The 21,229-nt window shown below is 69.4% G+C and carries 21 protein-coding genes; 6 read left to right on the forward strand and 15 right to left on the reverse strand.

The features are described 5' to 3' along the window. Positions 1-6 precede the first annotated feature (6 nt). A complete protein-coding gene (locus ABT313_RS29590; RefSeq protein WP_350860586.1) occupies positions 7-1,101 on the reverse strand; it encodes a Gfo/Idh/MocA family protein in 1,095 nt (364 codons plus the stop codon). A gap of 75 nt (positions 1,102-1,176) precedes the next feature. Here ABT313_RS29590 and ABT313_RS29595 point away from each other — a divergent pair, with 75 nt between their 5' ends. Continuing rightward, a complete protein-coding gene (locus ABT313_RS29595; RefSeq protein WP_350860588.1) occupies positions 1,177-2,292 on the forward strand; it encodes an ROK family transcriptional regulator in 1,116 nt (371 codons plus the stop codon). Positions 2,293-2,299: 7 nt separating this feature from the next. Here the strand turns inward: ABT313_RS29595 and ABT313_RS29600 are convergent, their stop codons facing one another. The 3 genes from ABT313_RS29600 to ABT313_RS29610 are packed head-to-tail and all read right to left on the reverse strand — an operon-like array spanning position 2,300 to position 4,979. Then, positions 2,300-3,199 (reverse strand): aminoglycoside phosphotransferase family protein, encoded by a 900-nt coding sequence (locus ABT313_RS29600; protein WP_350860590.1) that lies wholly within the window; start codon positions 3,197-3,199, stop codon positions 2,300-2,302. Continuing rightward, on the reverse strand, positions 3,196-4,200 hold the full coding sequence (locus ABT313_RS29605; RefSeq protein WP_350860593.1) for an NAD(P)H-dependent glycerol-3-phosphate dehydrogenase: 1,005 nt from the start codon (positions 4,198-4,200) through the stop codon (positions 3,196-3,198). Before ABT313_RS29605 ends, ABT313_RS29600 begins: the two co-directional genes overlap by 4 nt. Next, positions 4,197-4,979, reverse strand: a complete 783-nt coding sequence (locus tag ABT313_RS29610; RefSeq protein WP_350860595.1) for a lysophospholipid acyltransferase family protein — start codon at positions 4,977-4,979, stop codon at positions 4,197-4,199. The genes ABT313_RS29605 and ABT313_RS29610 overlap by 4 nt, the downstream gene beginning before the upstream one ends. Before the next feature lie 16 nt (positions 4,980-4,995). Here ABT313_RS29610 and cofC point away from each other — a divergent pair, with 16 nt between their 5' ends. Both cofC and ABT313_RS29620 read left to right on the forward strand, forming a co-directional pair. Continuing rightward, entirely contained in the window at positions 4,996-5,667 is a 672-nt protein-coding gene (gene cofC / locus ABT313_RS29615) for a 2-phospho-L-lactate guanylyltransferase (RefSeq protein ID WP_350860597.1), read from the forward strand. Between the two features lies 1 nt (position 5,668). Next, on the forward strand, positions 5,669-5,884 hold the full coding sequence (locus tag ABT313_RS29620) for a hypothetical protein (protein WP_350860599.1): 216 nt from the start codon (positions 5,669-5,671) through the stop codon (positions 5,882-5,884). An 87-nt stretch (positions 5,885-5,971) separates the two neighbouring features. Here ABT313_RS29620 and ABT313_RS29625 read toward each other — a convergent pair whose 3' ends face one another. The 4 genes from ABT313_RS29625 to leuC all read right to left on the reverse strand — a co-directional run bounded on the left by ABT313_RS29625 (position 5,972) and on the right by leuC (position 10,195). Then, entirely contained in the window at positions 5,972-6,550 is a 579-nt protein-coding gene (locus tag ABT313_RS29625) for an HU family DNA-binding protein (protein WP_350860601.1), read from the reverse strand. A 180-nt stretch (positions 6,551-6,730) separates the two neighbouring features. Next, a complete protein-coding gene (gene corA / locus ABT313_RS29630) occupies positions 6,731-7,897 on the reverse strand; it encodes a magnesium/cobalt transporter CorA (protein ID WP_350860603.1) in 1,167 nt (388 codons plus the stop codon). A gap of 259 nt (positions 7,898-8,156) precedes the next feature. Continuing rightward, positions 8,157-8,756 (reverse strand): 3-isopropylmalate dehydratase small subunit, encoded by a 600-nt coding sequence (gene leuD / locus ABT313_RS29635; protein WP_350860605.1) that lies wholly within the window; start codon positions 8,754-8,756, stop codon positions 8,157-8,159. Between the two features lie 14 nt (positions 8,757-8,770). Beyond that, positions 8,771-10,195 carry a 3-isopropylmalate dehydratase large subunit gene (gene leuC / locus ABT313_RS29640; protein ID WP_350860607.1) on the reverse strand — a complete coding sequence of 475 codons (1,425 nt, stop codon included), beginning with the start codon at positions 10,193-10,195 and terminating at the stop codon, positions 8,771-8,773. A gap of 106 nt (positions 10,196-10,301) precedes the next feature. Between leuC and ABT313_RS29645 the strand changes: the two genes are divergently transcribed. Both ABT313_RS29645 and ABT313_RS29650 read left to right on the forward strand, forming a co-directional pair. Beyond that, complete coding sequence (locus ABT313_RS29645) at positions 10,302-11,021, forward strand: IclR family transcriptional regulator (RefSeq protein ID WP_130387568.1); 720 nt, start codon at positions 10,302-10,304, stop codon at positions 11,019-11,021. Between the two features lie 72 nt (positions 11,022-11,093). After that, positions 11,094-11,660, forward strand: a complete 567-nt coding sequence (locus ABT313_RS29650; RefSeq protein ID WP_350860610.1) for an HdeD family acid-resistance protein — start codon at positions 11,094-11,096, stop codon at positions 11,658-11,660. Between the two features lie 33 nt (positions 11,661-11,693). Here the strand turns inward: ABT313_RS29650 and ABT313_RS29655 are convergent, their stop codons facing one another. Genes ABT313_RS29655 through ABT313_RS29680 form a run of 6 tightly spaced genes read right to left on the reverse strand, consistent with a single transcriptional unit; the run spans position 11,694 to position 16,952 of the window. Further along, a complete protein-coding gene (locus ABT313_RS29655) occupies positions 11,694-12,089 on the reverse strand; it encodes a VOC family protein (protein ID WP_350860612.1) in 396 nt (131 codons plus the stop codon). 9 nt (positions 12,090-12,098) lie between these two features. Further along, positions 12,099-13,097, reverse strand: a complete 999-nt coding sequence (locus ABT313_RS29660; RefSeq protein WP_350860614.1) for a LacI family DNA-binding transcriptional regulator — start codon at positions 13,095-13,097, stop codon at positions 12,099-12,101. After that, a complete protein-coding gene (locus tag ABT313_RS29665; protein WP_350860616.1) occupies positions 13,069-13,965 on the reverse strand; it encodes a nucleoside hydrolase in 897 nt (298 codons plus the stop codon). Before ABT313_RS29665 ends, ABT313_RS29660 begins: the two co-directional genes overlap by 29 nt. A gap of 7 nt (positions 13,966-13,972) precedes the next feature. Then, positions 13,973-14,797, reverse strand: a complete 825-nt coding sequence (locus tag ABT313_RS29670) for a carbohydrate ABC transporter permease (protein ID WP_350860618.1) — start codon at positions 14,795-14,797, stop codon at positions 13,973-13,975. Beyond that, on the reverse strand, positions 14,794-15,657 hold the full coding sequence (locus ABT313_RS29675) for a carbohydrate ABC transporter permease (RefSeq protein WP_350860620.1): 864 nt from the start codon (positions 15,655-15,657) through the stop codon (positions 14,794-14,796). The genes ABT313_RS29670 and ABT313_RS29675 overlap by 4 nt, the downstream gene beginning before the upstream one ends. Further along, positions 15,654-16,952 (reverse strand): sugar ABC transporter substrate-binding protein, encoded by a 1,299-nt coding sequence (locus ABT313_RS29680; protein ID WP_350860622.1) that lies wholly within the window; start codon positions 16,950-16,952, stop codon positions 15,654-15,656. The genes ABT313_RS29675 and ABT313_RS29680 overlap by 4 nt, the downstream gene beginning before the upstream one ends. A gap of 126 nt (positions 16,953-17,078) precedes the next feature. On the opposite strand from ABT313_RS29680, the gene ABT313_RS29685 reads away from it, so the two are divergent. Beyond that, the gene (locus tag ABT313_RS29685; protein WP_350860624.1) at positions 17,079-20,411 is read left to right on the forward strand and encodes an ATP-binding protein; all 3,333 of its coding nucleotides are present in this window, start codon (positions 17,079-17,081) and stop codon (positions 20,409-20,411) included. Between the two features lies 1 nt (position 20,412). Here ABT313_RS29685 and ABT313_RS29690 read toward each other — a convergent pair whose 3' ends face one another. Next, positions 20,413-21,123 carry a hemerythrin domain-containing protein gene (locus tag ABT313_RS29690; protein ID WP_350860626.1) on the reverse strand — a complete coding sequence of 237 codons (711 nt, stop codon included), beginning with the start codon at positions 21,121-21,123 and terminating at the stop codon, positions 20,413-20,415. Positions 21,124-21,229: the final 106 nt, after the last annotated feature.

Here is a 21,229-nt window from a genome sequence, read left to right on the forward strand (position 1 = left end):
AGGCTCCTAAGAATTGTCGACGGTGATCCAGGCAGAGTCCGCGGCGGCCGAGCGCAGTACGGCGTCGACCACGCGGGCGGACCGCGCTCCCGCGGTGAAGTCCGGCAGGCCGTCCGGGTGGTCCCCCAGTACGGCGGCATAGCTGTCGGCGACGAACGAGTCGAACGCGTCCTGGTACCCCTGCGCGTGCCCGGCCGGCAGCCGGTTCACCCGCGCGGCAGGCGGGCTCAGCGTCCCGGGATCGCGGGTCAGCAACTGCGATGCGTCGCGGCGGCCGACCCACAGGCGGTCCGGGTCCTCCTGGTCGAATCCGAAGCTCGACTCGGTGCCGGACACCTCCAGGTACAGGCGGTTCTTCCGGCCGGCCGCCACCTGGCTGACCACGATCGTCCCGACCACTCCGGCCTCGGTCCGGAACTGCGCCGTCGCCAGATCTTCGGTGTGCACGTCGACGCCACCGCGCTGCGCCCGCACGGTCCGCAGCTGCGCGCTGATGGCGGCGATCCGGTCGCCCGTGACGAACTCGGTCAGGTCACACCAGTGCGACCCGATGTCCGCGAACGTCCGCGACGGGCCGCCGGTCGAGTCGTCGACACGCCAGTTCTGGTCGTCCGCGCCGGCCAGCCAGTCCTGCAGGTACGAGCCGTGCAGGCTGGTGATCGTCCCCGCGTCACCTGCCGCGATCCGGGTTCGCAGCTCGCGGACCATCGGGTGGTAGCGGTACACGAACGGGACGGCGCCGACGAGGCCGGCCTCCTGGGCCGCAGCGGTCAGACCGGTCGCATCTCCGACTGACGTGGCGAGCGGCTTCTCGCAGACCACGTGCTTGCCCGCCTCGAACGCCTTCAGCGTGACATCGCGATGCGTGTTGTTCGGCGTACAGACGTGGACGACGTCGATGTCGGAGGCGAGCAGCTCGTCGAGGGTCGCGAACCCGCGCTCGGCGCCGGTCGCCTCCGCGGCGGCCTCGGCTCTTGCCGGTGACGAGCCGACCGCGCCCACCACGGTTGCTCCCGAGACCAGCGCGGCCCTGCCGTGGACCTGGCCCATGAAGCCGCCGCCGACGATCCCGACCTTGAGCTTGCGCGCAGTGGTGGACACGTCGTAGGACGCTATGGGACCCTTTTGAACCCTGTCAAGCAAAAGTCCACGGCTGGTACGACGAAAGTCCGACACATGAGCGAGCTGGGTACGACGGATGCGGTCCTGCGGCTGCTCCTCGACGGGCAGGCCCGGACCCGCGCCGAGCTGATCGACGTCACCGGTCTGGCCCGGTCCACGGTCACCGGGCGGATCGAGGCGCTGCTCGCGGCCGGTCTCGTCGTACCGTCCGGAGAAGCCGCGTCTACCGGTGGGCGACCGCCGGCGCGGTTCCGGTTCAACCCGACTGCGCGACTCGTGCTCGCCGCGGACGTCGGCGCGACGCACCTGTCCGTCGCGCTCACCGACCTGGCCGGCGGGATCCTGCACCGGTCGACGACACCGCTCAAGATCGCCGAAGGACCAGAGGTCGTGCTCGCCGCGGTCGCGCGAGCCGGACAAGCACTGCTGCGCGAGGCCGGCCGATCCCCCGACGATCTGGCCGGCACCGGGGTCGGACTGCCCGGTCCGGTCGAGCACGGCACCGGACGGCCGAACCATCCGCCGATCATGCCCGGCTGGGATTCGTACGACGTGGTCGGCCGGCTGAGTCGTGAACTCCCCGGGCCGGTGCTGGTCGACAACGACGTCAACATCATGGCGCTCGGCGAGCACGCAACGGCGTACCCGGAGGTCGAGCACCTGCTGTTCGTGAAGGTTGCCACCGGCATCGGTGCCGGTGTGATCAGCGGCGGCCGTCTGCATCGCGGCGCCCAGGGCGCGGCCGGCGACATCGGCCACATCCAGGCACCCGGGCACACCGAACTCTGCCGCTGCGGCAACATCGGCTGCCTCGAGGCTGTTGCGTCCGCCGCTGCGCTGGCGACCCGGCTGGGGGTCGGCACCAGCGGCGACATCGTCGAGCTGGTCCGCTCCGGAAACACCGCCGCCACCGCCGAGATCCGCCAGGCCGGTCGCGAGATCGGCACGGTCCTCGCCGCCGCAGTCAGCCTGCTCAACCCGTCGGTGATCGTCGTCGGCGGCTCACTCTCCCAGGCCGGCGACAGCCTGCTCGCCGGCCTCCGCGAAACCATCTACGCCAGATCGTTGCCCCTGGCCACAACCCACCTCCGGGTCGTCCCCTCCCAGACCGGCCGCGACGCAGCCCTCCTGGGCGCAGCCACCCTCGTCCTCCAGCAGGCCCTCAACTAGGCTGCGCCTACGCGCTCCAGCTGAGGGCGAGCTCGTCGCACAGGGCGATGAAGCGGTTGAGTTCGCTGCCGGCGCGGGCGCGGCCGAAGCCGTGGCGGCGGCCCCAGAAAGCGGACTGGACCATGTTCAGGTGGGCCCAGCGGCGGATGCGTTCGGGATCGAGCTCGGCAGTCTCGGCGAACAGTTCGAGCTCCTGTTCCAGGATGCCGATGAGATTGTCGGCGCCGAGCTGGTGCGCGGCGCGGGTCCGCAGGAACGTCGTCGCGTCGTACGCCGGGTCGCCGACGTAGCCCTTGGGATCGACAGCCAGCCACGGCTCCCGGTCCGCACGCAGGATGTTGCGCGGGTGGAAGTCGCCGTGGATCAGGACCTCCGGCTGATCGCGGCCAAGCTCGTCGACGACGGCGAGCGCCGCATCCACGACGTACGGCGGCAGCGCGTGGTCGAGCTCGGCGGCGTCCTTGCGGAGCTCGTCCTCCCACGTGTCGGCCTGCTGCGACATGCGGGGCAGGCCGTCCGGGGCCGGGATCGTCAGCCGGCGGTGCAGCTCGGCCGCGATCGTGACGACGTCCTCGTCGTGTTCCAGCAGCGTCGTGGGATGCGCGCGCTCGAGCAGCATGGCGTAACGGGCGTCGTCGCGTTCGTACAGCTTGACCGCGCCCTCACCGTCCCAGGCCTCGAAGGCGTCCGGCTCGTGCACGTTGCCCGGATGGGGGAACGACACCTTGATGACGGCGTCCCGGACCGGCACGACCAGGCCGACCTGCCCGTGTCCGGCTTCGCCGTCGGGCTCGCGGTCCCACTGGGTCAACAGGTCGTCGACGATGCCGGGCAGCTCGGCGAGCCAAGCTTCGCCGTCAGCGCCTTCCCGATCGATGGTGGCTTTGGCGAACGCGGCCGGGATCATCCCCAGCGCTCCGACTTCGCCGAGCGGGAGACCAGGCTGAACAGCATGTCCTTCGGGGTCATCTCCCCGGCGACGACCTTGGTGACGTGTTCGGCGATCGGCATCTCGACGTCGTGCTGGTGCGCCAGCTCGGAGATCGACGCGCAGGACTTCACGCCCTCGGCGACCTGCCGGGTCGCGCCGGCGATCTCCGCGACGCTCATCCCCTGGCCGAGTTTCTCGCCGAAGGTCCGGTTCCGCGACAGCGGTGACGAGCACGTCGCCACCAGATCGCCGAGCCCGGCCAGACCCGAGAAGGTGTGCTCGTCCGCGCCGAGCGCCGTACCCAGGCGGGCGATCTCAGCGAGGCCGCGGGTGATCACCGACGCGCGGGCGTTGTCGCCGAAGCCGAGTCCGACGGCCATGCCGACCGCGAGCGCGATCACGTTCTTGCAGGCGCCGCCGAGCTCACAGCCGACGACATCGTTGTTCGTGTACGGGCGAAAGGTCGGCGAATGGCACAGCTTCTGCAGGCGTGCCGCCGTACCTTCGTCCGCGCAGGCGACGACCGACGCGGCCGGCTGACCTTCGGCGATCTCGCGTGCGAGGTTCGGCCCGGAGACGACGGCGATCCGTTCCGGCCCCGCGCCGGTCAGCTCGGCGATCACCTCGCTCATCCGCTTGGTCGTACCGAGCTCGACGCCCTTCATCAGACTGACCAGCGGTACGGCGTTCGGCAGCACGCCGGCCCAGTCCGCGAGGTTGTCCCGCAACGACTGCGACGGAACCGCGAGGACGATCGCCTCCGCACCGTCGGCCGCGGCGGCGGGGTCGTGCGTCGCGGTGATCGCATCGGGCAATCGCAGACCCGGAAGGTACTCGGCGTTCTCGTGCCCGGCGTTGATCGACTCGCAGAGCGACTCACGCCGGCCCCAGACCGACACCTGGTTCCCGGCGTTCGCCAGCACCACCGCGAACGCCGTACCCCAGGACCCGGCACCGAACACCGCGACCTTGGTCATTCCTTCTCCTCACGTCGGGCCTTGCGGAGGTCGTAGAGCTCCTTGGGCGGAGTCTCGCCGCGCAGTTCGCCGAGGGTCTCGGCGACCCGGGCCATGATCAGCTCGGTTGCCTCGTGCAACAGCTGGTTGGTCAGCGGCTTGCCCTCGAACGCGCTCAGGTCGACCGGCGCGCCGGCCCGGACCAGCAGCGTCTTGCGCGGCAGCAGCCGGATCCGGATCTTGCCGGTGTACGACTTGATGATGTCCTGCGCGCCCCAGTTGGCGATCGGGATCACCGGGCAGCCGGTCATCAACGCGATCCGGGCGGCGCCGGTCTTGCCGGTCATCGGCCACATGTCCGGGTCACGGGTGATAGTGCCCTCCGGGTAAACGCCCACACACTCACCGCGTTCGACCGCCGCCACAGCGTCCCGGAACGCATCCGCGGCCTGGGTCGAATCCCGGTACACCGGGATCTGCCCTGCGCCGCGGATGATCGTGCCGAGCACCGGGATCTTGAACAGCGACGCCTTGCCCAGGAATCGCGGGATCCGCCGGCACTCCCAGATGAAGTACCCGAGCAGCACCGGGTCGAAATGCGAGATGTGGTTGGGCACGTAGATGACGCCGCCGGTGCGCGGCATGTTCTCCCGGCCGGTGAACCGGCACTTGGTCATCACGATCATGAACGGCTTGACGATCGCCGCGATGATGCCGAACCAGAAGCCCCGCGGCGGACGCGGATCACCCTGCCCGTTGTCCACTGGAGCCTCCTGCTGCTCGTTGCTGCCATCCGTCATGGGAGAATCCTGCCTGATGGCAGACCTACAGGTCGCTCCCTGGATCCTGGCGATCCCGGTGAAGCGTACGGCGATCGCGAAGAGCCGGCTCGCTCCGGCGTACCCGCAGCACCGTCCCGAGCTGGCCCGTGCCTTCGCTGTCGACACTACTGCGGCTGCCCTCGCCTCTCCCCTGGTGCGGGCCGTCCTGGTCGTCACGGACGATCCGCTGGTCGCGGCCGATGTCACCGCCGCCGGCGCGTACGTCGTACCGGATCTGCCGGCCGCCGGGCTCAACGAGGCCTTGCTGCACGGTGCCGCGGTCGCCGCTGCCGAGTTCCCGGGTCACGGCGTCGCAGCGTTGTCCGCGGATCTGCCCGCGCTACGGCCGGCCGAGCTGACCGCCGTCCTCGCGGCCTGTACGGCGCCGCGCTCGTTCGTGGTCGACCAGCCCGGCACCGGTACGACGTTGCTCGCGGCGGCTCCCGGCGTACCGCTGGATCCCCGCTTCGGCGTGGGTTCCGCGCTGGCACACCAGGCGTCCGGGGCGATCCCCATCGAGCTGACCGGGATCGAGTCGGTACGTCGTGATGTCGACACGGCCGCCGATCTCGCGCACGCCGTACAGCTCGGGGTGGGGCCGGCCACCGCCGACGTGATGTCGCTGGTTCTCGGTGCCGCGACCGGGACCGAGGGTCTAGCCTGCTGACATGCAGGCCATGCAAGCAACAGTGAGCCGCTACGACGGCGAGACGTTCTCCGGAGCAGTGCTGACCGACACCGGGATCGAGCTTCCGTTCACCGTGCACGCCGTCGCCGATACCCCGGTCCGCCATCTGCGTGTGGGACAACGGGTCCGGCTGGAGACCACCGGAACTGGCGCCGACCTGACTATTACCAAAGTCGAGTTCGCCACCCGGCTCTAGTTGCTGCAGACAACGGCGAAGGCCGGTCAACCCCTGGAGTGGGGTGACCGGCCTTCGCTGTACTACTGGTGCCGCAGTGCGTGAAGATCAGCGAGCGGTACGCTTCGCCGCGGTCTTCTTGGCGGGGGCCTTCTTGGCCGGCGCCTTCTTCGCAACGGTCTTGGCCGGAGCCTTCTTCGCGACCGTCTTCGCCGGGGCCTTCTTGGCAACGGTCTTGGCCGGAGCCTTCTTGGCGACCGTCTTGGCCGGGGCCTTCTTCGCGACCGTCTTCTTCGCAGCGGCGGTCTTGGTTGCAGCGGCCTTGACCGGAGCAGCCTTCTTCGCCGGGGCAGCCGCCTTGGTGGCGGTCGCGGCCGGCTTCGGGACTACCAGCTTCGGCAGCTTCTTCGCGCCGGAGACAACGGCCTTCAGCTCCGCACCCGCGCGGAACTTCGGAACCACGGTCTTCTTGGCGCGCTTGGTCTCACCGGTCCGCGGGTTGCGCACGATGCGCGCCCCACGCTCGATGGCCTCGAAGGCACCGAAACCGGTGATGGCGACCTTGCCACCCTTCTTGGTCAGCTCGCGCTCCACGGTGTCGATCACCGATTCCAGCGCGTGCTGGGCCTGGCGGCGGTTTCCGTCGAAGTGCACTGCGAGCGCTTCGACCAACTGGCTCTTGTTCACTGCTTCCCTCCGTGAACACTAGGCGTCGAGCACAGCGCTCGATCTCACAGGAACGTTATGGACTCAACACGCCGTTCACAAACACCAACGCGGCAATTCGCCCTTGTTTTGGGCGATTCGTGCCACAATTTGGCCCGATCCGGTCCCTGAGGGCCCTTTTCGCAGGAGATTCCCAGGTGTTCAGAGCCAGCCGCGGCGTTTGAAGATCTGGTGCAGACCTCCACACACCAAGGCCATCAGGCCGATCGCGAACGGGTATCCGTACTGCCAGTGCAGCTCCGGCATCTTGTCGAAGTTCATCCCGTAGACGGTGCCGATCAGGGTCGGGGCGAACAGGATCGCCGCCCAGGCAGAGATCCGCTTGACCTCTTCGTTCTGCTCGCTGCTGGCGATCGCGAGGCTCTTCATCTCCTCGTTCTGCTGCTGGGCGACCAGGGTCGCGTTCACCGTCAGGATGTCGCGCAGCAGTTCGCGGAACCCGTCGACCTTCTCCACCACCTCGGTGACGTGGTCGGCGACATCGCGCAGTGAACGTTGCAGTTCCTCGTCCACGCCGTACTTCTGGAATCCGCCGCGCAACTGCTCGAGCATGCCGACCAGCGGCCGGGTGGCGCGCTGGAACTCGATCACCTCACGGGAGAGTTCGTAGATGCGCCGCGACACCTTCGGGTCGCCGCGGAACACCTCGGTCTCGATCTCGTCGATGTCGTTCTCCAGACCGGCGACCACCGGCGCGTAGCCGTCGACGACCTTGTCCATGATCGCGTAGAGAACCGCTTCGGCACCGCGGCTGAGCAGCTCCGGGTCGCGCTCGACGCGGCGCCGTACCGCTGCCAGGTTGGGCGCTTCGGCGTGCCGGACCGTCACCACGAAGTCCGGTCCGACGAACACGTGCACCTCACCGAACTCGACCTCCTCGGTCGCGTCCCGGTACCGCGCGGCCTTCAGTACGACGAACAACGTGTCGCCGTACCGCTCCAGCTTCGGCCGCTGATGCGCCTCGTTGGCGTCCTCGATCGCCAGCTCGTGCAGGTCGAACTCCTGAGCCAGCGAGGCCAGCTCGCGGCGGTCCGGCCGGTACAGGCCGATCCAGGCCAGGCTGTGCGGGGCCTGGTGCAGCTCGCCGTAGGTCTCGGCGAGGGAGTCCGGAGAAGCGACCCGGCGGCCGTCGCAGTAGATGGCACTGTCCACGACGCTGTGCCCTTTGGGCATCTGCGGATCGCGGGGCTGCTTCTCGGGCTGCTCGGGTACGGCGGCGGAGACGGCAGCAGCGTGCTTGCGGGCGGCAGCGCGCAGTGACGGAGTACGGCTGAACGCACGGATCGTGCGCAGGCGCAGGTCGGACATGAGTCCTCCAGGTGCGGTGGAACAAGTGAGTGATGCACACACGTCTGCCCGACCGCTTACTACTAGAGGAAAAAGCCCCCCACAGGCCGAGCGAGACCGGTATGTCTGGAGGGATCGCTGCTGTTGGTCATCAACGCCTCACCTCCCAGGTCTCGCAAGCCTTGTTCTGACAACTGCCGACAACTCGGCAAGGGTAACACCAGAGTTATCGCCCCCGCCTACCCCAACGTTACGGGGACGATAACTCTGCAAGGGTTTTTCAGGCCTTCGCAGGCAGCGTGGCCGGCTTGAAGGACGGCCGGGTCGCTTCGTAGGCAGCGATCTCGTCCGCGTGCGACAACGTGATGCCGACGTCGTCCAGGCCGTTCAGCAACCGGTAACGGGTGTAGTCGTCGATCTCGAAGGGTGCCGACACGTCACCGGCCGAGATCGTCTTGTTCTCCAGGTCGACCGTCACCTTGGTGCCCGGGTCGCTCTCGATCGTGGTCCACAGCTGCTCGACCACGTCCTGCTCCACCAGGGCCGCGAGCAGCCCGGCCTTGCCGGAGTTGCCGCGGAAGATGTCGCCGAACCGCGACGACACGACCACGCGGAACCCGTAGTCGAGCAGTGCCCAGACCGCGTGCTCACGCGACGATCCGGTGCCGAAGTCCGGTCCCGCGACGAGCACCGAGACGCCGTCGTACTCGGGCTGGTTGAGGACGAACGACGGATCGTTGCGCCAGGCAGCGAACAGCCCGTCCTCGAAGCCGGTCCGGGTGACCCGCTTCAGGTACACGGCCGGGATGATCTGGTCGGTGTCGACGTTGCTGCGGCGCAGCGGGGCCGCCGTACCGATGTGCTGGGTGAAGGCTTCCATGATTCCCTTGCTCCTCAGGCGTTCGCAGGTACGGCGACGGGCGGCAGGTCGGCCGGTGCGGCCAGGGTCCCGGTGACAGCGGTCGCGGCGGCGACCAGCGGCGACACCAGGTGGGTGCGACCGCCCTTGCCCTGGCGGCCTTCGAAGTTCCGGTTCGAGGTGGAGGCGCTGCGCTCCCCGGGGGCCAGCTGGTCCGGGTTCATGCCCAGGCACATCGAGCAGCCGGCGCCGCGCCACTCGGCGCCGGCGTCCTTGAAGATCGCGTCCAGACCCTCGGCCTCGGCCTGCAGCCGGACCCGGCCCGAGCCCGGTACGACGAGCATCCGGGTGCCCTCGGCAACCTTCCGCCCGGCGAGCACGCCGGCCGCGGCGCGCAGGTCCTCGATCCGGCCGTTGGTGCAGGAGCCCAGGAAGACCGTGTCCACGTGGATCTCGCGCATCGGCGTCCCGGCGGTGAGGCCCATGTACTCCAGCGCGCGCTCGGCGGCGACCTTGTCGTTCTCGTTGCCGAAGTCGTCCGGCGACGGCACCTTCTCCGACAGCGGGATGCCCTGGCCCGGGTTCGTTCCCCAGGTGACGAACGGGGCGATGTCCTCGGCCCGCAGCACGACCTCGCGGTCGAACGTCGCGTCCGCGTCGGTGGCCAGGCTCTTCCAGTACTCGACCGCGGCTTCCCAGTCGACGCCCTGCGGCGCGTGCGGCTTGTCCTGCAGATACGCGAACGTGGTCTCGTCCGGCGCGATCATGCCGGCCTTGGCGCCCCACTCGATCGACATGTTGCAGATCGTCATCCGGGCTTCCATGCTCAAGCTCCGGATCGCCTCACCGCGGTACTCGACGATGTAGCCCTGGCCGCCGCCGGTGCCGACCTGCGCGATCAGCGCCAGCACCAGGTCCTTCGCGGAGACGCCGTCCGGCAGTACGCCGTCGACCGTGACAGCCATCGTCTTCGGCCGCGCCTGCATCAGCGTCTGGGTGGCCAGCACGTGCTCGACCTCGCTGGTACCGATGCCGAAGGCAATGGCTCCGAACGCGCCGTGGGTGGAGGTGTGGCTGTCACCGCAGACCACGGTCATGCCCGGCTGGGTCAGCCCGAGCTGCGGGCCGATCACGTGCACGACGCCCTGGTCCGGGTCGCCGAGGGTGTGGATCCGGATGCCGAACTCCTCGGCGTTCTTGCGCAGCGTGTCCACCTGGGTGCGCGACACCGGGTCGGCGATCGGCTTGTCCACGTCGTACGTCGGGACGTTGTGGTCCTCGGTCGCGATCGTCAGATCGGGACGGCGGACGCCGCGGCCGGCCAGCCGGAGACCGTCGAAGGCCTGCGGGCTGGTCACCTCGTGGACCAGATGGAGGTCGATGTAGAGGAGGTCGGGTTCTCCGTCGGCATGGCGCACGACGTGCGCATCCCAGACCTTTTCCGACAACGTCCTACCCATCAGACTCTCCTTTGAGATATGGAAGTGGGTGCTTTCGCTCACAGTGCTCTCGATTGGGTGCCTGAAGCGACTTGCGTTCCACGATTCGAGACGGCAGTATCGTCTCATGGACAACTCTAGCGGAGTCGGCGTTCTCGACAAAGCAGCTCTCGTTCTGTCTGCGCTCGAGTCCGGGCCGGCGACCCTGGCCGGCCTCGTCGCGGCCACCGGGCTGGCCCGCCCGACTGCGCACCGGCTCGCGGTGGCGCTGGAGCACCACCGCCTGGTCGGTCGCGACATGCAGGGACGGTTCGTGCTCGGTCCGCGACTCAGTGAGTTGGCCTCCGCCGCCGGTGAGGACCGGCTGCTCGCAACCGCCGGCCCGGTGCTGGCGCGGCTGCGGGACATCACCGGTGAGTCCGCACAGCTGTTCCGCCGCCAGGGTGAGTACCGCGTGTGCGTCGCGGCCGCCGAGCGTCCGTCGGGTCTGCGCGACACCGTGCCGGTCGGCAGTCAGCTGACCATGGCCGCCGGCTCGGCTGCCCAGATACTGCTTGCCTGGGAGGACCCGGAGCGAATGCACCGCGGTCTCCACAACGCGTCGTTCAACGCGGCCGCGCTGGCCGGCGTACGGCGTCGTGGCTGGGCCCACTCGGTCGGCGAGCGGGAGCAGGGCGTCGCGTCCGTCTCCGCCCCGGTCCGCTCCCCCAGCGGCAAGGTGATCGCCGCCGTTTCGGTCTCCGGCCCGATCGAGCGTCTGTCCCGCCAGCCCGGCCGGATGCACGCCCCGGCCGTGATGGCCGCCGCCGAGCGGCTCTCGGAAGCGCTGCGACGCGCATCGGAGTAGACGTCCGGTAGTTGTCACGTAACGCAACCAGGATCACCATGAGGATGGAAAGCCCCTCAAAGGAGGTCCGACATGGAGCGGGACTGGCTGACTCTCGGCTGGAAGATGTTGCTCGTCCGCGGTGTCATCGCCATCATCTTCGGGATCCTCGCGATCGCGTGGCCCATTCACACCGCGATCGCGCTGGCGTTGCTGTGGGGCTTCTGGGCCCTGTTCGACGGCGTCGGCTCGATCGTCCAGGCGTTCCAGTCCGAGTCGAAGGGCAGCCGGCTCTGGCTGGTCGTGCTCGGCGTGATCGCGTTGGTCGCGGCGTTCTTCGCGATCACCAGCCCCGGCATGGCCGCCGCGACCCTGACCTGGATCCTCGGGATCTGGCTGATCATCCGCGGCATCTTCGAGCTCGCCGGCGCCTTCAGCAGTCAGCAGGTGATGCCGCGCTGGCTCCTGGTGCTGAACGGTCTGCTGTCGATCCTGATCGGCGTACTGTTCGCGGCCAAGCCCGGAGCGGGTGCGGTCAGCATCGCCGTCGTCCTGGGCGTCAGCGCCCTGGTCTGGGGCGTCGTCCTGATCGGCGTCGGCTTCTCGGTACGGCGCGAACTCCACAGCGGCCCGGCCCAGTCCAGCCCATCCCCGGCCTGACGACCCTCGAGGTTCTTACGGCGGCCGGCGCTGTCAGTCGCGGGCTGCGGGCCAGCCGCCGTAAGGAACTGTGAGGATTTCCAGATTGTGGTCGTCGGGGTCGTTCCAGTAGAGGCCTCGGCCGCCGTCGTTGGTGTTGATTTCGCGCTCGCGGCGGTGGAACGGGTCCGCCCAGTACGGCAGGTCCCGCTCGACGATCCGTGCGTGGATCTGGTCGAACTCCGCCTCGGTGACGAGGAACGCGTAGTGCTGGGTGTGCGGGCGTCCGTGGGCGTCGGCGAAGTCCAGAGAGGTGCCGTTCGCGAGTTGCACCACCGCGAACGGCCCGTAGCTGCTCGGCTCCCCGAGTCCGAGGATGTCGGCCACGAAACGCGCCGATGCTTCCTTGTCGGTGCAGTTCACGATGGTGTGGTTGAACTCGACGGCCATCTGTTCAGGCTACCCGTGGCAGCCGCACGACGTGCTGGGGATCAGCTCGTAGTCGAGGACGTGGCGGGTGGCCTGTGTGTTTGTGCGGTCCAGGAGGAGTTCGACCGCGCGGCGTGCGGTGTCCTCGATCGGCTGGCGGACGCTGGCCAGCGGCGGGATCGTCACCGTGCACTCGCTGGTGCCGTCGAACCCCATCACCGCAACGTCTTCCGGCACCCGCAGCCCGGCTTCCCAGGCCGCGAACAGCACTCCGAACGCCTGCTCGTCCGTCGAGCAGTAGATCGCCCGCGGCGGCCGCTTCTGCTTGAACCACGGCTGTACGGCGTCGCGTGCGGCGAAGCGTGACACCGGGCTGGCGACGTACCGCGCCGAGGCCCGCGGGTGGTTCTCAAGCGCACGCTCGATGCCGCGCCGGTGTTCCGACGTACCGGGTGAATCCTCCGGACCGGTGACGACGCCGAGAGTGCGGTAGCCGTGTGAGAGCAGGTGGTCGGTCGACGCCTCGGCAGCCGCGACGTAGTCGATCGAAAGGGTCGACACCGTTACGCCCTCAGGCACAGGATGCAGAGCAACGACCGGTACGCCGGCTGCCGCGAACCGCTGGATCGCCGGCTCCACCAGCAGCGAGACGAGGACGACGCCGTCGACCTTGCGCTCGATGAACGAGCCGATGTGCGCGGACTCCTGCTCCGGATCGCCTGCCGAGTCGCCGATCAGCAGCAGGTGGTCGTGCCGGCGCGCGAAGTTCTCCAGGTGCTCCGCGAGCGTGGCGAAGTACGGGTTGCGGATCTGCGGGATCAGTAGACCGAGCGAGTACGTGCGGCCCGCACTCAGCGCACGGGCGAGGATGTTGGGCCGGTAGTCCAGCTCCGCCGCTGCCTCCAGCACCCGTCGGCGGGTCTCCGCCGACACGGGCCGGGGGCCGTTGTTGAAGACGTAGCTGACGACCGCGGTGGACGTGCCGGCCCGCTCCGCGACATCACGAGCCGTCGCCATCGATCTCCCCATGATCTGCAGGGTATGCCGCCACGATCCGGGCGGTGATCTCCTCAGCCACCTCGTCGGCGCGCACACCGGTGACGATCCGCACGGTCCCCCGGGGATCCGGCGTGAAAGTACTGCGCCCACCGGCCGCGACGCTCACTCGACCGGCCTCGGAGAAGCTGAACAGTTCCGGGCGGCTCAGCGCGAGAACCGCCACCGGATCGTGCGGCACGTTCCACGTCTCGTTCCAGTAGGCCCACCATTGCTCGATATCCGCCCCGAGCGCCCGGCCGAGCGGGCCTGCCTGCCGGATCCGCTCCAGCAGGTCGGCGCCGATCGTCACCTGCTGCGTGATCTCCAGTCCGGTGATCGTCGTCGGGATCCCGGCGTTCAGTACGGCCTGCGCGGCCACGTCGTCGGACTTGAAGTTGTGCTCCGACACCTCGTCGCCGAACGATCCGCCCATCACCCACAGGTGACGCATCCACCGCGCCGCCTCCGGTTCGCGCTCGAGTGCCGCCGCGAGATTCGTCAGCGGCCCGATCGCCGCAACGTCGATCTCACCCGGGTGCTCCTTCAACCGGGTCACCAGCCGGTCCGGTGCGGTGTCGCTGCTGACGACCTCCGCGGACAGCCCGTCGTGCAACGACCCCTCATGCCCGGCCCACCACACCTCCCGTCCCGACAACGGCTGGACCACACCCGGTACGACGTCGACGTCGCGTCTGGCCAGTGCGGCGTACCGGCGGGCGAGTTGCGCGCGCAACCGGGTGTCGCCGTACACGGTGTGCACCTCGAGCAGCTCGACGTCCGGGCTGCCCAGGAGCTGGGCCAGGGCCATGGCGTCGTCGACGTCGGAGCCGATATCGGTATCCAGGATGAGCTGGTGCATGGTCTCCCTATTTCAGGCCCGTGCTGGTCACGGACTGGACGAAGTACCGCTGGAAGCCGGCGATGACGACCAGCGGGATGACGGTGAGGACGACGGCGCCCGCGAACACGAGACCGTAGTCGGCGAAGTTCTGACCTTGCAGGTTGGACAGGGCCACCGGGCCGAGGATGTGCTTGGCGTCGGTGCCGATCAGCAGCGGCCAGACGTACGACTGCCACTGGAACAGGAACAGCATCAGGCCGGCGCCGATCAGCGCGGGCCGCGACAGCGGCAGGTAGATCCAGCGGAACACGCCGAACCAGCCCAGCCCGTCGAGCCGGCCGGCCTCGACCAGCTCGGCCGGGATGCCCAGGAAGAACTGCCGTAGCAGGAAGATCGCCATCCCGTTGCCGATGCCCGGCAGCACCAGTCCGGTAAACGTGTTGGTCAGGTGCCAGTCGCGGAACATCGTCGACAGCGGGATCGCGATCGCGTCGAACGGCACCAGGAAGCTCAGTACGACGATGCCGAACACCAGCCCGCGCCCGCGGTACTCGAACGCCGCCAGCCCGAACGCCGCCGACGCACAGACCGCGAGACCGATGACGACTGTGGCCACGCTGACCAGGATCGAGTTGAACGTCGCGCGCCCGACATGGCTGCTCAGCAGGGCCGAGTAGTTGTGCAGCGTCGGCTTCAGCTCGAAGAACGTCTGCCACGACAGCGTCAGATGCGCGAACGTCTCGGAGCCCGGCCGCAGCGAGTTGGTCAGCACCCACAGCAGCGGCAGGAAGAACAGGATGCCGACGACTCCGCCGAGCACCGACAGGCTGTACGACTGGAGGCGCTTCACTGGTCACCTCGCAGCAGCCGGAACTGCCCGGCCACGATCGCGAGCGTCAACGCGACCAGGATGACGACCTCGGCCTGCGCGACGTGGATGTCGCCGATCGCGTAGGCGCGCGTGTAGACGTCGTACATCAGCAGGTTGCTGTTGCCGTTCGGGCCGCCCTTGGTGAGGATCTGCACCGGCGCGAACACGAGCAGGTTGGAGACCGTGTCGGCGACCAGGACGAACGCCAGCGGGCGGCGAACCAGCGGGAGGATGACCGAGATCATCCGGCGCCAGGCACTCGCACCGTCGAGCAGCGCAGCCTCACGTACCTCGACCGGGACCTCCTGGATGCCTGCGATCAGGAACAGCATCCAGTAGCCGACGCCGATCCACGACAGCAGCACGATGAGCGACGGCAGCACCTGGCCGGACGACGTCAGGAACGGCTGCGCGGGCAGACCGAGCCGCTCGAGTACGCCGTTCGCGAGGCCGTCCGGCCGGTAGATCACGCTCCAGATCACTGCCGACACCGCAGGCGGGGTGGCTATCGGCAGGATGACCAGCGTGCGCCAGAGCTTCGAGCCGGCCGCACGCTGGGTGAAGAGCACGGCCAGCAAGAACGAGACGACGACCTGGATCGGGTTCACCAGGACGGTGAACAGCAACGTCACGCCGACCGCCTGCCGGAAGTCCTTGTTCGACAGCAGGTCCGTGTAGTTGCCCAGCCCCGCGAACACCCGGCCGCCGCGCAGCAGGCTCTCGGTGTAGAAGCTCTCGACGACGGCTGAGATCGCCGGCACGATCCGCAGTACGGCCAGGCACAGCAGCGCCGGCGCGAGGAAGGCAAGGGCGATCAGCCCTTGCCCACGCTTCCTCACTTTATTGACTTCCAAGCGTCAGTTAGCTGGCGCGTGGCTTCCTGGAGCCGGGTGTCGGGGTTGGTGCCGTTGCGGATGTCGGCGAACGCCTTGCCCATGACTTCCTCGAACTGGATGTACCCGACGCTGACCGGCCGCGACACCGCCGTGTGCTCACTCTCGTACGCCGTGATCGCCGCGGCGCCGGCGGTTTTGGCGCCGGAGAACGTGTCCATCTTCGGGGTGTACTGCTTCTGCGCGTCGAGGTTGGCCGGGATGATCGTCGTCGTACTGGTCGTGGCCAGGTTGCCGGCGGCGTCGAGCGTCGCGAACTCGAGGAACTTGCGCGCCATCGCCTGCTGCTTCGACGCCGGGTTGATGCCGAGCGACCAGGATCCGGTCGGCGTGACCGGCTGACCGCCCTGGAAGTACGGCAGCGGCGCGACGCCCCAGTCGATCTTCGAGCTGCCGAAGATCTTCAGGTCCCACGGACCGCCGACGAAGAACGCCACCTGCCCGTTGGCGAACACCGGGCCGGTCTGGAAGCCGCCGATGCCCCGCGGGGAAAGCCCGCTCGCGAAGGTCGCGCCGTACCACTGCATGGCCTTCTTCCAGCCGTCGGTCTCGACCGCCGGGGTGAGTGCGTCGTCGCCTTCGATCCCGGAGCCGCCGCCGAGCGATTCGGCCAGCGGCTGCAACTGGTAGTAGGCCTCGGGCTGCTCCATGAACAGGCCGTACTTCGTGCCGCCCGACTGCATCGCCTTGCGGCCGGCCGCCTCGACCTGCTCCCAGGTCCAGCGCTGCTGCGGGTCCGCGGTCGGCGGCGTCACCCTCGCCTTCGCGAGCGCGGTCTTGTTGTAGAAGAGGAACTGCGTCGAGTTCCACATCGGCAACGACCACAGCTTGTCGCGGAAGTGATTGGTCTTGTACGCCGCGGCGCTGACCTTCGTCTTCACCTGGCCGTCGAGGTCGCTCAGGTCGACCAGGAAGCCCTTCGCGGCGAGCTGCGAGACCCGCGGCTCGTCGACCGTGTAGACGTCGATCCCGCTGTCCTTCGCGCTCAGCCGCTGCTGCATGGTCGCGTTGAACTGGTCGAACGGGATCTGGGTGTAGGCGACCTTGATCCCCGGGTTCTTCGCCTCGAAGGCCTTGATCACCGGCTGGTAGGTCTCGGCGTTGTCGGTCCCGGTGAACGTGACGGTCCCGGTCTGCGGCCCTTCGGCAGTCGCCGTCGGAGTGCCGGAATCCGCGGCGCCGCCGCAGCCGGCGACGAGTGCCGCGACGGCCACGACCACGGCGGGAAGGAGTGGCTTCACAAGGATCCCTTTCCTCGATCAATCCCCGGAGCGATTATCTAAGCGGTTAGACTAAGCGCTTAGACTCACGCTGTCCACTGCCGCCGAGGCTGTCGGACTCCGGCGTCGCGGACGTACTCTCTGCTGATGAGGGTGGGGATTCTCGGGGCGGCGGAGGTCGTGCGGGACGGGGCGCCGGTCGACCTCGGCGGGCGGAAGCAGCGCATGTTGCTGTCCGCCCTGGCGCTGTACGGCGGGCAGCCGGCGCCGGTGGACAGCCTGATCGACATGCTGTGGCGGGACCGACCGCCGCCGGGGGCGCTGCCGACCCTGCAGGCGTACCTCGCCGGCGTGCGCAAGGCGCTGGAGCCGGATCGTCCGGCTCGCGCCCAGCCGAAGACCGTGGTGACAGTCGCGCCCGGGTACGCGTTGCGGCTGCCCGAAGACGGTCTCGACGCAACGCGGTTCGCCGCGGCCGTGGACGCGGCACATCTCCGGCTGGGTCCGTGGTCCGGCGAAGCGACCGGCGCGATCGCGGCGCCTGCTGCCGAGCCGCACGAGCTGACGACCGTCATCGGTACGCTCGACGACGCGCTGGCGTTGTGGCGCGGCACACCGTACTTCGAGCTGGACGACGTCCCCGCCGCAGTCGCCGAGCGTGGACGGCTCGAGGAACTCCGGATGGTGGCTCTCGAGGATCGCGCGGTCGCCCGGCTGGCGCTCGGGCAGCAGGCGACGCTCGCCGCCGAGCTCGAAGTGCTCACCGCCGAGCATCCGCTGCGCGAGCGGTTGTGGGTCCTGCGGGTCCTGGCCCTGGCGGGCGCCGGCCGGCAGGCCGATGCGCTCGACGCACTCCGCCAGGTACGCCGGATGCTCGCGGACGAACTCGGGATCGATCCGGGAACAGCCCTGCGTGAGCTGGAGCTCGCCGTACTGCGTCAGGACCCCGATCTGATCTGGCGGCCGAAGCGTGCCGAGCTCGCACCCGCCGGGGACATCGCGTCGTCGTCGGGGCTTGTCGGCCGGGAGACGGAGCTCGCGGCGCTCGACCGGCTCCTCGACGAGGCGCTGGTGGCACCGCAGTTCGCCGTACTGGTCGGTGAGCCCGGGATCGGCAAGACGCGGCTGGCGTCGGAGATTGCGGCCCGGGCCCGTCCGCGCGGGTTCGCCGTACTCACCGGGCGGTGTTCGGACGACGAGGGCGCTCCCCCGCTGTGGCCCTGGCTCGGAGTGCTGCGGACGCTCGGCGCGACGGACCTCCCGGCGGAGGTGCGAGGGCGGCTCACCGAGCTGATCGGCCTGCTCGAGTCCGGCGTCGCGGGACCGGCGGAAGATGTCGGCGCCGCGCGGTTCCGGCTGTGGACGATGACGGCCGACGTCCTGATCTCCGCGTCCCGGGTGATGCCGCTGCTCGTCATCCTTGATGATCTGCACTGGGCCGATCCGTCGTCGCTGAAGCTGCTGAAGCATCTCGCCGACCTGGTCGACAGCGGACGTCTGCTCGTGATCGCCACTCGCCGGTCGGCTCCCGAGCTCGTGGGTCCGCTCGCCGCGGTGGCCGAGAGCCTCGCCCGGCGGCAGGCGCTGCGCGTCGAGCTGCACGGGCTGACGTCCGCGGAGACCGCCGTACTCGTCGAGGTCGTGACTCGGCACAGCCCTGGTCGCGGTGCGGCCGAGACCTTGCAGGCCCGCACGGACGGCAATCCGTTCTTCCTGCTCGAGTTCCTGCGCGATGGCGGGGACGCCGTGCCGGCGGGTGTGGCCGACGTCGTCGCCCGGCGGGTCGCACGGTTGCCAGCGGCAACCACGGAGGTGGTGCGAGCCGCCGTGGTGATCGGCCGGGAGTTCGACCTGGCGGTGCTGGCCGCGGCCGCCGGCCTCGACGAGGACGACGTACTCGATGCCCTCGATCCCGCGCTGGCCGCCGGTGTCATCACCGAAGGAGAGCAGGTGGACCGGTTCCGGTTCGCGCATGCGTTGGTTCATGACGTCGTGTACGCCGGTCTGCCGGCCGCCCGGTGCGCACGCCGTCATGCGACGACCGCACAGGTACTCGAAGATCGTGGCGCAGCAGCTTCCGAGACGGCACGGCACTGGCTCGCCGCCGGGCCGGCGTACGCGGCACGAGCCTGGCGGGCAGCGACCGAAGCGGCCGAGCACGCCGTCCGGCTGTACGCGTACGACGAAGCGGCAGCGCTGCTCGCGGCCGCGCTCGACGTGCAGCGATCCGACGCTGCGGCCACCGAGCTCGACCGCTACGACCTCCTGATGGCACGAGCGGACGCGTGCCGATGGTCGGTCGACCGGGACTCCCTGAACGCGGCGCTCACCGAGGCCACGCAGGTGGCGGAGGGCCTGGGCGACGTCGTACGGACGACGCGGGCCGCGGTCGGTGGCGCGGAAGGCGCTCTGTGGCAGACGCGTCCGTACGGACAGACCGATCAGTACCTGATCGCCGTACTGCGCCGTGCGCTCCGCGACCTGCCGGCCGACGACAGTGAACTCCGCTGCCGAGCCCTGCTCGTGCTCGCGATCGAGCTGTATCACTCCGACGCGCCCGCCTACCGAGAGGCGCTGGTCGAGCAGGGCATGGCCATGGCACGCAGACTCGGCGTCCCCGCGCTGCTGCTGTGGGCGTGCCAGGCCGCATTCATCGCCACCTGGCGTCCGGCCACTGCACCGGACCGGCTCCAACTGGCCGACGAGGCTGTTGCCTGTGCGGTCGAGCAGACCGACCCGGTCCGCGAGGCGCTGGCCCGTACCCTGCGGGTGATCGTGCTGAGTGAGCTCGGCCAGGTCTCGGCGCTCCGGGACGAGATCGGGCGGCTGCGGGAGATCGCGGAACCGCGCCGCCTGGCCTATGCGCTTATCGTGCTGACCGAACTCGAACCACCCTGGCTGGCGATGCAAGGACGGTTCGAGGAGGCGGAACGGATGGTCGAGCAGCGGCGCGACCTCGTCGCGGGCGCCTCCCTTCCGCAACGGGACGAATCGATGGTCTCCGCCCGAGCCTGCATCGAGCTGTGGCGGTCCGGCGCAGGCGGGCTGGTGGCCGCGTTCGAGGCGCTGGCGTCGGTGAGCCCGATGCCGTTCGACCTGCCTGTCCGGTGGTTGCTCGTGCGCGCCGGCAGGTTGGACGAAGCCCGCGCGGTCCCGGCGGACCTGGTGCCCGGGACCGACGACTGGGTGTCGATGCACCACTACTGCGCCGCGGCGGAGATCGCGTACGGGTTGGCTGAGCCCGAGGCGGCCCGTGCGCTGTACCGGTGGTTGAGCCCGTACGCCGGACGGGTCTGCAGCGCCGGCTTCTCGGTGGCGGTCGGTCCGGTCGACGCGTTCCTGGCCTTCGCCGCGATGGCGACCGGCGAGCGGGAGCTCGCGACCCGGCACGCCGACCGGGCGCTGGAGCTGTGCGAGGAGTGGGAGATCCCGCTGGCCGCGCAATGGCTGCGCGGCGAGCGGGACCGTGGCGGCTTCTGAATCAGGCGTACCGGAACGTTTCGCGCTCCCGTCGCTCGAACGGCCGGCGCCAGAACAGCCGCCACATGAACTCCATCGGACGGCCGGCCATCGAGTCGCGGACCCGGGCGAAATGTTCGGGAGGCATCCGGTACATGCCCCACGCGGCGAGGAACGGCAGGTCGCGCGGACTGTGGGCCGGCTTGAAATGCTCCCGCTCCAGTCGCTGCCAGTCGGCCTCGACCAGGTAGCGCTGCACAAGAGTCATCGCGTCGCGCTCCTCGTGGTCCAGGTGCCGGTTCAGGTGCTCTCCCAGCGCCACCACCCGTACCTCGAGTGCATCGCGTGCGTCGGAGTCGGCGTACGCCGCCAGCCGGTCGAACCCCGCCGTACACGAGGCCAGCAGCGGGTCGATCCCGGCGTGCTCCGCCTCCATCGCCTGCAGCGTGGCGCGATCGTCGGTGTCCGCCCTGGCCAGCAGGAGCGGCCACAGGCCGGCGTCCTCCCCGGTGTGGTGCTTGTGCAGGATGTCGTAGAACCGGCCCCATCGCGTCGCGAGGGCCCGCCAGGTGGCGCGGTCCTCCAGCGGCGTGGCGATCACCGCTGCCTTGAAGGCGGCGAGGTCGCGGCGGAACGCGTGGTGGACGACGTACATGGCGGTCGCGTCGACCGGCCCCGGCGGTGCGGCTGCCTGTCCCGGCAGCAGCAGTTGGTCAACGGTCCCGGTGGTCATGAGCTTGTTCCTTTCTCGAGGTACGCCCACCGTGCACGTCACCGCTTGGGATCGGCTGGTGGCCGCAACCCAAGCCGATCCCAAGGCCACCGGCCGGAACGAGAAC

Source organism: Kribbella sp. NPDC000426, from assembly GCF_040300265.1.
Classification (GTDB): Bacteria; Actinomycetota; Actinomycetes; order Propionibacteriales; family Kribbellaceae; genus Kribbella.

Bases quoted from the DNA above. Each gene is read 5' to 3' on its own strand.
- ABT313_RS29690 (WP_350860626.1), bottom strand. From the start codon at position 21,123: ATGACCACCGGGACCGTTGACCAACTGCTGCTGCCGGGACAGGCAGCC.
- ABT313_RS29660 (WP_350860614.1), bottom strand. From the start codon at position 13,097: ATGGGGAGATCGATGGCGACGGCTCGTGATGTCGCGGAGCGGGCCGGC.
- ABT313_RS29610 (WP_350860595.1), bottom strand. From the start codon at position 4,979: ATGACGGATGGCAGCAACGAGCAGCAGGAGGCTCCAGTGGACAACGGG.
- ABT313_RS29650 (WP_350860610.1), top strand. From the start codon at position 11,094: ATGGAGCGGGACTGGCTGACTCTCGGCTGGAAGATGTTGCTCGTCCGC.
- ABT313_RS29645 (WP_130387568.1), top strand. From the start codon at position 10,302: ATGGACAACTCTAGCGGAGTCGGCGTTCTCGACAAAGCAGCTCTCGTT.
- leuC (WP_350860607.1), bottom strand. From the start codon at position 10,195: ATGGGTAGGACGTTGTCGGAAAAGGTCTGGGATGCGCACGTCGTGCGC.
- corA (WP_350860603.1), bottom strand. From the start codon at position 7,897: ATGTCCGACCTGCGCCTGCGCACGATCCGTGCGTTCAGCCGTACTCCG.
- ABT313_RS29665 (WP_350860616.1), bottom strand. From the start codon at position 13,965: ATGCACCAGCTCATCCTGGATACCGATATCGGCTCCGACGTCGACGAC.
- ABT313_RS29605 (WP_350860593.1), bottom strand. From the start codon at position 4,200: ATGACCAAGGTCGCGGTGTTCGGTGCCGGGTCCTGGGGTACGGCGTTC.
- ABT313_RS29620 (WP_350860599.1), top strand. From the start codon at position 5,669: ATGCAGGCCATGCAAGCAACAGTGAGCCGCTACGACGGCGAGACGTTC.
- cofC (WP_350860597.1), top strand. From the start codon at position 4,996: ATGGCAGACCTACAGGTCGCTCCCTGGATCCTGGCGATCCCGGTGAAG.
- ABT313_RS29600 (WP_350860590.1), bottom strand. From the start codon at position 3,199: ATGATCCCGGCCGCGTTCGCCAAAGCCACCATCGATCGGGAAGGCGCT.
- leuD (WP_350860605.1), bottom strand. From the start codon at position 8,756: ATGGAAGCCTTCACCCAGCACATCGGTACGGCGGCCCCGCTGCGCCGC.
- ABT313_RS29595 (WP_350860588.1), top strand. From the start codon at position 1,177: ATGAGCGAGCTGGGTACGACGGATGCGGTCCTGCGGCTGCTCCTCGAC.
- ABT313_RS29685 (WP_350860624.1), top strand. From the start codon at position 17,079: ATGAGGGTGGGGATTCTCGGGGCGGCGGAGGTCGTGCGGGACGGGGCG.
- ABT313_RS29655 (WP_350860612.1), bottom strand. From the start codon at position 12,089: ATGGCCGTCGAGTTCAACCACACCATCGTGAACTGCACCGACAAGGAA.